This is a genomic window from Dehalococcoidia bacterium, from assembly GCA_035528575.1.
Classification (GTDB): domain Bacteria; phylum Chloroflexota; class Dehalococcoidia; order E44-bin15; family E44-bin15; genus DATKYK01.
The window spans coordinates 1-13,881 of the sequence record DATKYK010000027.1 but is presented as its reverse complement, the minus strand read 5'-3'; the positions used below and the strand labels follow the sequence as shown (position 1 = coordinate 13,881).

Below are 13,881 nucleotides of genomic sequence, written 5' to 3'. Positions count from 1 at the left end.
TGGTGTGAATCCTCGTCTTCCCCGTATGCGATTGTGGCTATCTTCAGCCGCCGGCCGGTGCTAGCACGACGCTCTATCTCTATATAAAAATATATCACAAGAAAGGCGTTTTGTCAATCTCGTGTAAGGCAGCGGACGTGCGGTAAGTCGTTGTCAGCCGTCTATCTCCCCGCTTCCAACTTTTTCGTTCTCCCCCCTATTCCCCTTCGTCCACCCACAACCTCTCCCCGTCGGTAGTGAGGGTGACAGTGCCCCGCTCGGAGGTGAGGTAGATATTTTCCTCACCAACCTTTGCCATAAGCCTGGCCATGACCCCAGCGCTGGGGTGGCCGAATGGGTTGTCCTCGCCCACCGAGATCACCGCCACATCGGGGTCGACGGCGTCAAGAAAGCTTGGAGAGGTAGAGGTGCTTGAGCCGTGGTGGCTCACCTTGAGCACATTGCTCCCGAGCTCCAACCGCTGACAAACCAGGTAAAGCTCTCCATCCCTAAAGAGGTCAGCGGTGAGAAGGAAGCTGACCCCCCCCATCTCAAGCCGCAGCACAATTCCAGTGTTATCGATGTCCGATTCGGTACCCTCGAGAAATTCAGCGGGCGGGTGAAGCACCTTAAGGGTTGCCCCGAAACCGAGGTCGATTACCTGCCCCGCCTGAGCCCGCGTGCTCCCGATCCCCTTCTCCTCGACGAGGCCCAGCCACTCGGAGTATGCATTCGAGGTATAATCGATGCCCTCGGGATACAGCACCTGCTCGACCTCATAGCGGCGAAGCACCTCAACCAGCCCGGTGATATGATCGTCGTGGGCATGGGTGAGCACCACCAGTTCTATAGTGCGCTCCCAGAATGGAAGCTCCTTCCCCAGAGCGTAGGCGACCTCTTCCGGGCTGGGCCCGCCATCGACGAGGATATGCTGGCCCGACGGGGTAGTGATAAGGATGGAATCGCCCTGCCCCACATCCAGAAAGCTAACGCTGAGCCTGCCACCTTCAGGGGTGACCGCTACAGCAGTCCAGATAAGGATGGCGATGATAAATAGCGGGATGAGAACCCATTTCACCGACTTACTTCGAGATAGAGAGGTCAAAACGCCGGGAGCTCCTCCAATGCCAACCCTAATGCCGGATAAAAGAGGCTTCCCCCTGGTGACCAGCCAGATCGCGCTACCCAGTATGCCGTAGTAGAGCCAGACCCAGAATGAATCTGTCCCATCGAACTCGAGGGAGGAATAGGGTAGAGAGGCAAAGCCCTTAACCACCGAAACCATATACTCCAGGAAGAGCCAGTCTAGCCACCCGATGACCTGGGCAACGGGCAGGGAGAGGAGGCCGATAAAACCTACCAGCGCCGAGAGCACGATGATGGCGGGCAGTGCGAGCAAGGTGAGGAAGGTGGCAGGGAGGCCGACCAGGGAGATGTATCCAAAGTGGTAGGCCACGAGTGGCAGGGTGGCTATGATGGCCCCCAGGCTGTAGGCGAAGCTATCTACTAGGATAGCTAGTGCTCCGGTCTTACTTCCCCATTGCTGAAAGGTTGGCGTCAGAATGATTATACCCAGCACTGCAGCGAAGCTCAGTTGAAGGCTCACCTGCCACAGGATTTGGGGATCGATCGCCACCATTATAGCTGCGGCGAAGGCGACTGCTGTGATCCCGCTTCGCTGCCGGCCTACGTAGGCACCGAAGAGAAAGAGGCTGACCATTATGGCCGCCCGCGTCACCGATGGCGACATCCCGGCGAGCACGGCATATCCCCACAGGGCGCCAAGGGTCAACAGGAAATATGTTGGCCTGCGCCTGCCGAAGAGCCACACCGAGGCGCTTAGAAGGATGCCGGAAACAATCGCCATGTGAAGGCCGGAAATAGCGAGAAGATGGGCGGTACCCGAGTCACGGAAGTCCTGATACAGTGGTGAAGGTATATCGTGGCGCAGCCCCAGGAGGATGCCCTTGGCCAGCGAACCCTGAGGCTCGGAAAGCGAGCCCCCCAGCGCCTCCCCCATTCGGTGCCTGAAGGAGTAGATAGCCTGAAAGGGCTGTGGCACCTGCCCGCTTCCCTCAAGCTCGACATCGGGGTAATACATCGTGGAGTAGATGCCCTGGCGGGCGAGGTAGGCACGGTAGTCGAAACCATCGATATCATCGGGCGGCTGCTCCAGCTTCCCGGTAACTTTAAGCAGGTCGCCGTATTCATAAACGGGATATCTGGTGGTGTGCACTAGGAGATTGCCCGAGACCTCTTCCCCGTCTATCTCATTCGCCGATATTGTAAGCCTGTTAGATGAATCGCTGGGCTCGGGCTCCTCAGCTACCACCCCGGTGATCTGGACAGTCCCTTCGCCAATATAAGGCTGGAGGGCGTCGCCGCTGGGGACTGCGGCGAATCTGAGTGCGCCGCATAGCAAAAGGGCGAAACATAGCCCGCCCAATAGGATAGGCCTGTTTTTTCGGAAGAGGAGTACTACGAGGAGGACAGAGGCTATGATGGGTAAAACGGTATCAAGTGGCAGTGTGAAATGGGAGCCCAGATAGATGCCGATAACAAGGGCCAAACTGAGATAAACCAGTGTCATTGTAATGAAAATAGAGCCCTAGTATGTCTGGACAAACTCTACGCCTATGTCATTCCCGCGCAGGCGGGAATCTAGACCGATCAGTCTCTGGGTTCCTGCTTCCGCAGGAATTATAGACAAAACCGGTTCAGACATGCACCATTTTCATCCTCGGTGGTGTCTCCAGCAAGCGGCATATTGGATTGTATTAATACTATTTCCGCTACTCCACCGTGACCAGATCCTTCAGTCCATCGTATGTTGCCTCACCGATTCCTGATACCAGCATTAACTCCTCGGTCATCACGAAGGGGCCGTTCTCCTCGCGGTACTGTATGATGTTTTGTGCCAGCACAGGGCCGATCCCGGGTAAGGCCTCGAGGAGCCAGCCCCCGGCGCTGTTGATGCTTACTAGCTGCGGTGATGCACTCTCCTCGCTTTCGAATTCTTCATATACATAGAGTTTGACTCTGGCAGGATCTGAATCGCCGGTGACCCCGCCTGCTATCGAAAGGAAGTCTGAGATTCTATCGCCCTCTTCAAGGGGGTACCACCCGGGACTTGCAACGGCGCCATCCACGTAGACCTCCATCCCCGCCGGTGAGGCGGAGGCGGGTGTGGTGAGCGTGATCTCCAGAGGCGTTTCTGCCCGGGGCTGCTGTTGAAAAAGAAAGACGCCCCCGATGACGATGAGCACGATGAGTGAAAAAGCGATGAGTACTTTATAACTTGCGACCCGCTTCATGACTTCACCCCCTAAACTAAAAAAATACCCCGTCGATGGTCTCCCCGTCAAGCCCCTTATCCTCGGCGAAGCCCAGCCACTCGGAGTATGCATTCGAGGTATAATCGATGCCCCCGGGATATAGCACCTGTGAGCCTCAGATGGAAGTATGCCAGATCTGGCTCGAATTTGACTCTAACAGAATCGCTTAGCGATAAAGTAATATCATATTAAGAAGGAAAAATCGATTAAGCAGTTGATAGTGGAAATCCCTGTCAGACTAGTTCTTGAAATAGAGTAACCGAGGGGCCACCCATATTGGGTAGCCCCTATAATCCGCCTGGCTGAGCTGTAGGGATAAGGTGTTGAGGCGATACCATAGACCCCCCCTAAAAAATTCACAGTACCATCTATTACCTTCCCAGATACGGCTTTACAAAATGTCCTTTTATCAAATTCCGTAGCTAAATAGCCCTTGAAATGTGTTGACACAAACCCTAATTATGCAAGTACTTCACTGCTGACTGCTGGCCAAGGCAGGCGGTTGGTTAAAAAGAAGGGGCGGACATTTGTGGGCATTAGTTACATGCTGAAGATCGACCATTCTCTCAATCCTCAAATATAGCGACAACCCGGCTCCATCCAGCACTTCCACCAGTCAATTTAATAGGGAAGCACGCTACTTTGAAACCGAACTGACGCGGAAGTTGATCTAGGTTAGCAAGCTTCTCTATATGACAGTATTCTTTTTCGATACCAGCATAGTGTGCACCCCAAAGTACGTTATTGTCACCTGTTTGTGCGAATTCCTCCTTTATCGCCCAGAACGGTTTGTCCAATCCCCAGGCATCAATCCCCATAACTCTAACGCCCTGATCTATTAGCCAAAGTGTAGAGCTCTTAGTCATGCCACAGCCGGCGTCATAATACTCCGGTTTACCCCACAATTTGTCTGCTCCAGTCTGAATCATCACTATGTCCCAAGGTTTAATAATGTAGTTGATCTTTTCCAGTGCTTTCTGGAGATCATCGATTGTAATTCCTGAACCACGGGTCTTATGTCTCATGTCCAACAGCACACCATCACTGTAAAACCATTCCAAAGGCATCTCATCAATGGTTCTTGACTTTCTCCCTTCAGAAATGGGAGAGTAGTGCCACGGTGCATCAACGTGAGTTCCAGCATGAGAAATCATGTTTACCGTATCATTTGCCCATCCTAATCCTCCGGGTAAATCTTCAGCAGTACAATCAAATAGCTTCTTCATTAATTCAGCTCCATGCTTATGTTCTTCATGGCTCACTGCAACTGGAATGAGCTCGCTAGGGCAAACTTCTATAGGTACACTGAGATCTATAATTGTGGTCATCTCTAACCCCCTAAGTAATGATAATCCAGAACTAATAATTTAGGCTCTGTGGATCACCTTATGCGAGATTTCCCATTTTAAATTCGATATGAGGCTTTTTAGGCCTTTTGTAGTTGTTCGTATAACAGTTATAAAGCCACATTTCGGACATTTAATATCTCCGGCTAAAATAATCCTCCCTCCTCTCTCCAAATCCGTCTGGCTTTAGTAAGAGGAGAGTACGCTATGGCTCTTCGTTTGTCAATCCGTGTAGCATGGGTTAATCTGGTTCCCCATATGTCAATCCCTCAAGGCACCAGTGCGCGGGAACAGGCTGCCAGGGTCAACGATGTGGGTTGGCACCTGCAACAATACGCATGTGGATGGCGGTTACAAAGTGACTAGTATGCTTTTTGTAGCTAAGGCGGTATTGAGGTAGGCTGCATGTGGACTTAAAAAGAGGGGCCACCCATCGGGTAGCCCCTGTTCTCTTCTCATCAACTGTTGGAGAGTCTAGGTCAGGCGCCTCCTCCTCATTACCACCATCACTGACAGGGCCACCGCCATCAGTGCCGCCAGCGCGAGCCACGGCGCCAGCAGCGACAACTTGTCCACCGGCTCTACAATCCCGCCTACTGAGATTTGTTTCTCATATGCGCCCACGTCACAATATGGAATGCCATCTAAATCCCCGTCCGCCGGCCGTGGTTGCCCGCGCTGGTCAGTGGCTACAGTACATCCAAGGATACAGGCGTCGATGGCAGGGCTGCCTGTCATAAGGGCGTGGGTTTCAGTAGGGCCGCCGTTATCCTGAAGCGGACCGAGGAGCGGGTCGTCAGTGCCGCCTACGATGCTAAAACCGTCGAGCCACAAGAATCCAGAGATGTCCTCACCATAATTACCGTATACGATGGTACACTTTACGGATGCGCCACCACCAACCGGACTAATATAAATGCCGCCACCTTTATCCTCGTAATCGTTGTTGGTAACAGTACAGTTGGTCAGCACCATAATACCAGATTCGGTATAAATACCGCCGCCGTCGTCGGCGGTGTTTCCGCTGACGGTGCAGTTGGTCATCGTCACATTACCGTTGTTATAAATGCCGCCGCCGCTCATCCCGCTCTGCCCGCTCACGGCGGTGTTCCCGCTGACGGTGCAGTTAGTTATAGTCATGTTACCACTGGCGTTGAAGATACCGCCGCCATTATAGGCGGTATTTCCGCTGACGGTGCAGCTGGTCATCGTCACGTTGCCACCGTTGTTATATAGGCCGCCGCCGTCTGCTGAGGTGTTGCCGTTCCGGATTGTCATGCCGGACATATCAACCGTGTAACTACCATTTATATGAAACACGCGACTGAGAGCGTTTCCGTCAACGATAGTGCCGCCCTCGCCGGCACCCTGTATCGTCAGGGACTTGTTGATTGTGATGTCATGCTCATTGTACGTCCCCGACGCTACTATGATGGTGTCATCGTTGCCAACTCTGCCATCGTCTATGGCGTACTGAATAGTTTTAAAAGCATTGGTACCAGAACCTGTACCATGGGTGACATCGTCAATTCCTTGTACACCGTCAACATACCAGGTGTCTGCCGCCATCGCCGGGCTTGCCGGCACAATAACTGCCACCAGTGAGAACACCAGAGCCAGCGCTACTACAAGATAGACTGTCTTTATTTTCATTTCTACACGCTACTCTTAGTTTGAAAATTATAAGGGTATTAACCCTGTACCAGGATGTATGTTGTTTGAGATATTTTTTACAGCTTATACCACGACTGATATGGCCTGTCAATCCCTCAAGGCACCAGTGCGCGGGAACAGGCTGCCAAGGTCAACGATGTGGGTTGGCACCTGAAACAATAGCCATGTGGATGTCGGTTACAAAGTGACTGGTATGCTTTTTGTAGCTAAAGCGGCATTAAGCAGTGAAAGTGGTACTGGAGGCGGTGGGTCTGGCCAGGTCAGGTCTAGTTATTACTATCGACTAATAAAACAGAGGAAGCCGCCTCCGCTGGATGAGACTCTGGTCAAAGCCATTGAAGCAGAAAAGAAAGGAGGCTAAAAGCAGGACATTACAAGCAAGGAAGGATTATAATAGGATCGCTAGGGAGCAGGGCAACGGCCTCTGAGTGTCCATTAACTCAATGGCCTGAACTGTCCCACTTGTGCTGACTACATACAGTTTCAAGACATATCGCATGCAGGCGTAATAACTTTTTACCATTCGCCAAGTTTGATACGCAGAATTATCATTGTGAGAAATCCGGCACCAAGGCCGATGAAAAGGCCAGCGACTAGATGATCGACTGCAAAACCTATACCCATACCAATGAAAAGGCCAGCGGGTATCGCTACTCCGCTGGCCTTTTGCTTTTTGGGTTGTTCAGGTTGCGCGGACATATTCACCTCCAATATGCCCTTCTGTCATACAATGGTACTGTAAAGACTACCGACTGTCAACAGAACACGAGTCTCCTATCATGTTGCACGAAACGCCATTTCTGCAACAATCGCCATGTGGATGTCGGTTACAAAGTAGCCAGTATGCTTTTTGTAGATAAGGCGGTATTGAGGTAGGCTGCATGGGGGATAAAAAAAGGGCCACCCTTTATCGGGTAGCCCCCTGAAAGCTACTTTTATGTTGTTGTAAAACCTACGCTACCCGTCTCCTTCTTACCGACCATACAATAAGGGCAGCAAGCAGCACTGCTATCCCAATCCCGAGGGCAATGAAGGTGCTGGCAGAAGCTCCATCAGAAGGCTCACCGGAGGTCGCACTTTGCTCCAACAGGTCGACTGGCTCTATAATCCCACCAACCGGACAACTGGAGTGCAGGTCTTGTATCACCGGGGCTTCCAAATCAAAGGCAGCGGTTTCAACTGCCATTAACAATACTACACCACCACCACAGTCCCACCCTATCCGGAAGTTAGCTGTACCATCTTCTCTGGCTCGTGCTTGCTCTACTATTGTAGGTGTTGTTGATATCTCTATACGGTATTCGTTGTCATCTAAGTCGAGAACTGCAGCCGGTCTGGGAGGGCTAGTAGGCGGACACGGAATACCGGTGTGTGTTTCGCCGAGAGGAGTACCGCCTTGCAGAACCTGAATCAGTGTGTTACAAGGTACCGGCATGCCGCCCACAAATACATGGCCGGTGAATCTATAGCCGGTGAAAGTATATGCGTCTGCAGCCTCTGCTACTGGCACTGTCGACGTAGGCATGGCGAAAGCCAATACCGACACCACCAAAACGCCCACGAGCAATACTACAGCGATTCTTGTCCTTTTCACTACCCACCTCCTGCCCTTTTATGATGCGATGATACTCCTGCGTTACTAGCCTGTCAAGGCTGTTAGCAATAACAGAGGGGCCACCCTTCGGGTAGCCCCTGTTCTCTTCTCGTCTATTGTTGGAGAATCTACGCCAGGCGCCTCCTCCTCATTACCACCACCACTGACAGGGCCACCGCCATCAGTGCCGCCAGCGCGAGCCACGGCGCCAGCAGCTCCAACCGGTCCACCGGCTCTATAATTCCACCAACCGCAGGCTGTTTCTCATATGCGCCCACGTCACAGAAGTAGGTGCCATCTAAATCCCCGTCCACTGGCCGTGGTAGTCCTCGCTGGTCGGTGTTGACGGTACAACTGGTGACACAGGCATCTATAGCGGGGCTGCCAATCATGAGAGCATGTGTTTCTGTAGGCCCCCCGTTATTCTGAAGCGGACCGAGGAGTGGGTCGGGGCTTCCAACGATGGATTCGCTGCCGATGTCGGTGTATGGACCATAAATGTTAGAACCATCATTAACAACTGTGTTACCGTAGACTATTGTACACGTTATATTAATACTGACGTAACTTATAACCCCCCCGCCGCTGTCAGCAGTATTTCCACTAATGGTGCAGTTGGTCAGCGTCACATCGCCTGTTTCATTCCAAATGCCACCACCATCTCCACTGGCAGTATTTCCGCTGACGGTGCAGTTGGTCAGCGTCACATTGCCACTAGACGTGTTATAAATGCCACCGCCATCATCGTCAACCTTGTTTCCGCTGACGGTGCAGTTAGTTATAGTCATGTTACCACTGGAGTTGAGGATACCGCCGCCCCACGTTGCAGCACTGTTTCCGCTGATGGTGCAGTTAGTTATAGTCATGTTACCACTGGCGTTGAAGATACCGCCGCCCCAGTTAAGCGCATTGTTTCCGCTGATGGTGCAGTTAGTTATAGTCATGTTACCACTGAGGTTGAAGATACCGCCGCTATCATCGGCATCGTTTTCACTTACCGTGCAGTTAGTTATAGTTACCTTACCATTGTTGTTATATAGGCCACCGCCGTATCCTGACATGTTGCCGTTCCGAATCGTTATGCCGGACATATCAACCGTGTAACTACCATTTATATGAAACACGCGACTGAGAGCGTTTCCGTCAACGATAGTGCCGCCCTCGCCGGCACCCTGTATCGTCAGGGACTTGTTGATTGTGATGTCATGCTCATTGTATTGCCCTGCTGCCACATGGATCGTGGTGCCGGATGCAGCCTGCCCAACTGCGTAGCTTATGTTGCCCCATGGATTTCCAGCACTTCCATCACCAGTTGTATCGCTACCCGTGGTAGATACATAGTACGGAGGTTGAGCCATCACTGGGCCTGCTGGTATTAAGGCAGCTGCCAGCGAGAACACCAGTACCAGGGCTGATGCCAAGTAAATTGTCTTTATTTTCATTTCATCACCCTCTGCCTGTTTTCAGATTAAAGTATTATTAAACCTCTTGCGAAGATGTCCATCGTTTGTGACACTTTGTGGATTTATATCATAGTGAGTATAGCCTATCAATCGTTCGTTGTACAGAGGCGCGGCGGTTAGCCCCCGGCGGTCAGCCCCCCGTCTATATAGATACTCTGCCCGGTAACGAAATCGGAGGCATCGGAGGCGAGGTAAACGGCGAGAAGACCTATCTCCCTGGGGGTGGCAGCCCTCCCCATCGGGATACGGGCCATCTCTTTTTGCCGGTACTCCTCACTTTTCTCCAGCATCATTTTGGCCCCCTCGGTTAGCGTCCAGGTGGGGCCGATGGCATTGACGTTGATGTTGTAGGGGGCCCACTCCAGTGCCAGGGTCTGGGCAAACCTGGCCGCTGCTGCCTTGCTCACACAATACAGGCTGGTATGGTCAAATGCGCTTATTGCGGTGACAGAGGTAATTATAATGACCTTACCCTTCCGTCGCTCGATCATATGGGGGCCAACAGCCCTCGCGCATAAAAGTATGGCCCTCACGTTGAGGTCCAGGACACTATACCAGTCCTCGTCAGTTATGGGTCGTATGTTGTGCTCGGCCAGGGGTGTTACCACCCGCCTGGCGCCTTTGCCGGCATTATTAACCAGTATATCGATTTTCCCCAATTTCGATATAGCCTGGCTGACCATCCGCTGTACCTGGTCTTCTCTGGTGACATCGGTGGTTATAGCCAGGCATCGCCGCCCCAGGGCCTGAACCTCGCTTGCGGTTTGCTCGTTTTCCTCTGTATTCCGGTCCACAGTAACGATGTCGGCACCGGCTTCGGCCAGGGTCAGAGCGATCCCTTTGCCGATACCCCGGGCTGCACCGGTAATGACGGCAACCCTGCCCTCAAGACTATACTCCTTGAGCATTTTTACCTTCCCTCCATCCAGTTATTTTTTTAGTAGACAGGGTTACCTATACACTACCTGGCAACCTCCTGTCAAGATTGTCAATATTTGGACAGACATTGGTCTAGGTGCTATGATTAGCATTGACCCCACTGAGCCATATTTTGAGCGAACTCAATCGGGGCAAAACGGAGGTAAGGGTCTGGCATATTTTCTCGGTAAGTTATATCATAAAAACCGACGAAAATCCGCTCAACCCGGGAAGGAGGGGATCACGATGAAATATATTAAACGCCTGCTAAGGATGCCGGTTGTACCTGCTGTCTTCTTTTTCACCTTGCCCGGGGCGGCGGATCTCCACTATATTGAGCTTGGCGGTGTAATCCTTCCCTTTGTTATAGCTGCTCTGGTTGGGGTATCGGCCACAATTGTGATCTACTGGAGGAAGGTCAGGGCTTTCTTTGGCAGTCGCTTTCATAAAGGAAATAGAATCCGAAAGGATAATGACTCAGGAGAGGATTAACCGGGTTACTGGAAAACCCTGAGTTATCATGCGTTTACTAAAGGAAATAGCGGACTTTCACCGTTTCTTCTGGAGAACCCTAAAAACCGAGAAATCGATTGTTTTCTATGCTGAGCACGGGGGCTATTACCCTTACTTCGAGGGTCTTATTGAAAAACTTATAAGCGGGTCCGGTCGAAGTTTGTGTTATGTTACGTCCGACCCGGACGATCCGATCCTGCAAGAAACCCTGTCAGGAGTACGAACCTTTTATCTGAATAAGCTACTTGCTCTCTTTATGGCGCATGTCAATTGTGGTGTGTTCGTTATGACACTGACCGACCTGGGTCAGTTCCATCTCAAGCGATCACTTAATCCGGTGCATTACGTCTATGTATTCCATGCGCTAGTTAGCACTCACATGATATATCGATACGGTGCTTTTGACCATTATGATTCCGTTCTGTGTTGCGGTCCACACCAGGTTGAGGAGATTCGCCGGCATGAAGAGATCAACAGTCTTCCAGCAAAGACCCTCGTAGAGGCAGGATATTACCGAGTGGAGCGGATTTACGCGGCATACCAGATGTGCTCCTCGGAAAAGTCGCCCACCGCTGGCAGGAAAACCGTCCTGATCGCTCCTTCCTGGGGGGTTGCCAACGTTCTCGAGTCTTGCGGTGAGCGTCTGGTTGAGCTTCTCCTTAAAGCCGGTTATGAGGTCATTGTTCGTCCTCACCCGGAGACAATTAGACGCTCTCCGGATTTAGTAGCAGAGTTCGCTTCCAGGTATGGAAATGATCCGGGTTTCACTCTGGAGATGTCTGTTGCTGGTGATAGCTCACTCATCCGGGCTGATGTTCTGATAAGCGATTACTCCGGGGTTGCTCTTGAATATGCCTTCGGCACCGAACGACCGGTTTTGTACCTGGATGTCCCCATTAAAGTAAACAATCAAAGGTATAGAGAGTTGGGCATAGAACCATTGGAGCTTTCTCTTCGATCAGAAATTGGTGTGGTTCTTTCCCCGGAGGAGGTGGAGTCGGTTCCGCAGGTGATTTCGGATTTGATAGTGAGCAGGGTGGCCTACCGGAAAAGGATAACTGAGCTAAGGAAGGCATACGTGTATGCTTTTGGACATTCATCGGAAATAGGTGCGGGGTATATTGAAGGTATTGCTAAGGGGAATAATTAGAGGGTATGATGCCATGACAGAGGAGATGCAAGGGGGTCAGACTTGAAAAAACCGAAGAAATGGTTATTTGTTATTCATCCCATAATGTTTGCCATGTTTTTCATTCTGGCCCTCTATTCTGCTAATGTAGCAGAGGTTTCACCTTCTGCAGTGGCGATACCCCTGTTTTCCGCGATGGGTTTTGCGCTTCTGCTGCTATTACCGGCCTGGCTGATCTTCAGGAATGCCGGAAAAGCAGCGATAATTGTATCCATCTTTTTAATTCTGTTCTTTTCCTACGGGTATGTTTCAAATGCCGTAGAGGGTCTGGGTATTACTTACAAGGTCCTGTGGCCTATCTGGTGCATACTCATTATCTGTAGTGCCTATTTAGTGAAGAGGACACGTAGAGATCTACACAATCTGACAGTTATTCTAAACATAGTGGCCATTGCCTTGGTCATAGTTCCCACCATCAATATAGCGGCTAATGAGATTGAGGCTGCCTCGCAGGGTATCACAACGACGGAAAATGGCTATGACCCTGGAGCCAATACGAGTAAAACGGATAGCCTTCCGGATATTTACTATATTGTTCTGGATAGATATGCAAGCGAAAGCACACTTAAAGAGGTTTATGATTTCGATAATAGTGAGTTCACCGACTATTTATCTAACAGAGGGTTTTATGTGGCATCTGAAAGCAGATCAAACTATCCAGAGAGCCCTCAATCCTTGGCATCATCCTTGAACATGAAATATATTAATTACCTGAGTGAGGAGTTGGGTGAAGATTATAGTGACATGGATCCACTCTATGACATGCTGCAGGATTATGAGGTGTGGCATTTTCTAAAATCGGAGGGATATGAATTTATACATATGGGATCATGGTGGGAGCCAACCAGGAAAAATGAATATGCCGATATGAATTTTAACTACTGGGAGATACCAGAATTCTCAATGACCCTATATAAAACCACCATGCTATATCCTATTGCGCTGGAAAATGCTCTATTACCTCAATGGGTGAAGGCGCCTTTGGTGCAGGATTTCCGTATGGGGCAGTGGAATAGGGTTCAGTACAAATTCGATAAACTGGCTGAAATACCAGATATGAAAGAGCCAACGTTTGTTTTTGCTCATATGCTCATTCCCCACAACCCATTCGTATTTGACCGCAACGGTAATTACCTGACGGCAGAGGAGGTCAATAATAGGAGTGTAGAGGTAAATTACATCGGTCAGCTGGTTTTCGCTAATAACAGAGTGATGGAACTCATCGATGAATTGCTCTCAAGCTCAGAAATACCCCCCATTATCATTTTGCAGTCGGACGAAGGGTCCTACCCGGGAGGACAGGATAAGTGGATAGGAGAGGGTGAGTGGGAAGAAGCGGTCGGTTGGGAAGAGGCAACGCGAGCGGAACTCAGGGAAAAGGTGACAATATTGAACGCCTACTACCTACCCGATGTTAATAGGGACGTCTTGTATCCTTCCATAACGCCGGTGAACTCTTTTCGACTGGTTTTCAATCTCTACTTTGACACCGATTTTGAGCTGTTGCCCGACAGGAGTTATGCTTTTTACAGAGATCATCCGTACAAGTTCTTTGAAATCACTGATATGGTTAACTGCGACTAATAAGGAAGATTACACTCATCTGGATGACACATATTAAGCGCTTTTAACATTACTTAAGGTGCACCCCAGAATAATAATGCCCTGTCAACCTCAGGTTAAGGTAGGTAACCCGAATATATCCCTCACCCTTTTCACATCCTCTGCCGGCGGCCGCGGCAGACTGGTAAATGGTAGTCCGGTGGTTTTACTGATATCAACGGCCATCTCGGCGGTCTTAAAGGCTATCATCTGGGCGTCCAGGATAGGTATATTTCTGCCATCCACTTCGATCTTATGCAGGCCGGCT

At 50.7% G+C, this 13,881-nt stretch carries 12 protein-coding genes; 3 read left to right on the top strand and 9 right to left on the bottom strand.

Features of this window, described 5'->3' with window-relative positions; translation table 11 throughout:
• Positions 1-196: 196 nt before the first annotated feature.
• From VMX96_06285 to VMX96_06250, 8 genes are all read right to left on the bottom strand, one after another.
• Positions 197-2,569, bottom strand: coding sequence for a DNA internalization-related competence protein ComEC/Rec2 (locus VMX96_06285; protein ID HUU63509.1), 2,373 nt, complete (start codon positions 2,567-2,569; stop codon positions 197-199).
• A 202-nt stretch (positions 2,570-2,771) separates the two neighbouring features.
• On the bottom strand, positions 2,772-3,293 hold the full coding sequence (locus VMX96_06280; protein HUU63508.1) for a ComEA family DNA-binding protein: 522 nt from the start codon (positions 3,291-3,293) through the stop codon (positions 2,772-2,774).
• Between the two features lie 587 nt (positions 3,294-3,880).
• Positions 3,881-4,642 (bottom strand): cyclase family protein, encoded by a 762-nt coding sequence (locus tag VMX96_06275; GenBank protein ID HUU63507.1) that lies wholly within the window; start codon positions 4,640-4,642, stop codon positions 3,881-3,883.
• Between the two features lie 492 nt (positions 4,643-5,134).
• Complete coding sequence (locus VMX96_06270; protein HUU63506.1) at positions 5,135-6,313, bottom strand: choice-of-anchor Q domain-containing protein; 1,179 nt, start codon at positions 6,311-6,313, stop codon at positions 5,135-5,137.
• A 537-nt stretch (positions 6,314-6,850) separates the two neighbouring features.
• A complete protein-coding gene (locus VMX96_06265; protein HUU63505.1) occupies positions 6,851-7,033 on the bottom strand; it encodes a hypothetical protein in 183 nt (60 codons plus the stop codon).
• A 253-nt stretch (positions 7,034-7,286) separates the two neighbouring features.
• A complete protein-coding gene (locus VMX96_06260; protein ID HUU63504.1) occupies positions 7,287-7,928 on the bottom strand; it encodes a hypothetical protein in 642 nt (213 codons plus the stop codon).
• 128 nt (positions 7,929-8,056) lie between these two features.
• A complete protein-coding gene (locus VMX96_06255; protein HUU63503.1) occupies positions 8,057-9,370 on the bottom strand; it encodes a right-handed parallel beta-helix repeat-containing protein in 1,314 nt (437 codons plus the stop codon).
• Positions 9,371-9,507: 137 nt separating this feature from the next.
• A complete protein-coding gene (locus tag VMX96_06250) occupies positions 9,508-10,299 on the bottom strand; it encodes a glucose 1-dehydrogenase (protein ID HUU63502.1) in 792 nt (263 codons plus the stop codon).
• 256 nt (positions 10,300-10,555) lie between these two features.
• Between VMX96_06250 and VMX96_06245 the strand changes: the two genes are divergently transcribed.
• From VMX96_06245 to VMX96_06235, 3 genes are read left to right on the top strand one after another with little or no spacing between them, the layout of a single operon-like run.
• Entirely contained in the window at positions 10,556-10,801 is a 246-nt protein-coding gene (locus VMX96_06245) for a hypothetical protein (GenBank protein HUU63501.1), read from the top strand.
• A 28-nt stretch (positions 10,802-10,829) separates the two neighbouring features.
• On the top strand, positions 10,830-11,972 hold the full coding sequence (locus tag VMX96_06240; protein HUU63500.1) for a CDP-glycerol glycerophosphotransferase family protein: 1,143 nt from the start codon (positions 10,830-10,832) through the stop codon (positions 11,970-11,972).
• Between the two features lie 42 nt (positions 11,973-12,014).
• Entirely contained in the window at positions 12,015-13,595 is a 1,581-nt protein-coding gene (locus VMX96_06235) for a hypothetical protein (protein ID HUU63499.1), read from the top strand.
• 90 nt (positions 13,596-13,685) lie between these two features.
• On the opposite strand, the gene VMX96_06230 is transcribed toward VMX96_06235, so the two are convergent.
• A partial coding sequence (locus VMX96_06230; GenBank protein HUU63498.1) for a hypothetical protein occupies positions 13,686-13,881 on the bottom strand: 196 nt, incomplete at its 5' end.

Excerpts from the sequence above, each read along its gene's own strand:
- VMX96_06250 (HUU63502.1), bottom strand. The coding sequence starts at position 10,299 with ATGCTCAAGGAGTATAGTCTTGAGGGCAGGGTTGCCGTCATTACCGGT.
- VMX96_06285 (HUU63509.1), bottom strand. The coding sequence starts at position 2,569 with ATGACACTGGTTTATCTCAGTTTGGCCCTTGTTATCGGCATCTATCTG.
- VMX96_06275 (HUU63507.1), bottom strand. The coding sequence starts at position 4,642 with ATGACCACAATTATAGATCTCAGTGTACCTATAGAAGTTTGCCCTAGC.
- VMX96_06265 (HUU63505.1), bottom strand. The coding sequence starts at position 7,033 with ATGTCCGCGCAACCTGAACAACCCAAAAAGCAAAAGGCCAGCGGAGTA.
- VMX96_06240 (HUU63500.1), top strand. The coding sequence starts at position 10,830 with ATGCGTTTACTAAAGGAAATAGCGGACTTTCACCGTTTCTTCTGGAGA.
- VMX96_06280 (HUU63508.1), bottom strand. The coding sequence starts at position 3,293 with ATGAAGCGGGTCGCAAGTTATAAAGTACTCATCGCTTTTTCACTCATC.
- VMX96_06245 (HUU63501.1), top strand. The coding sequence starts at position 10,556 with ATGAAATATATTAAACGCCTGCTAAGGATGCCGGTTGTACCTGCTGTC.
- VMX96_06255 (HUU63503.1), bottom strand. The coding sequence starts at position 9,370 with ATGAAAATAAAGACAATTTACTTGGCATCAGCCCTGGTACTGGTGTTC.
- VMX96_06270 (HUU63506.1), bottom strand. The coding sequence starts at position 6,313 with ATGAAAATAAAGACAGTCTATCTTGTAGTAGCGCTGGCTCTGGTGTTC.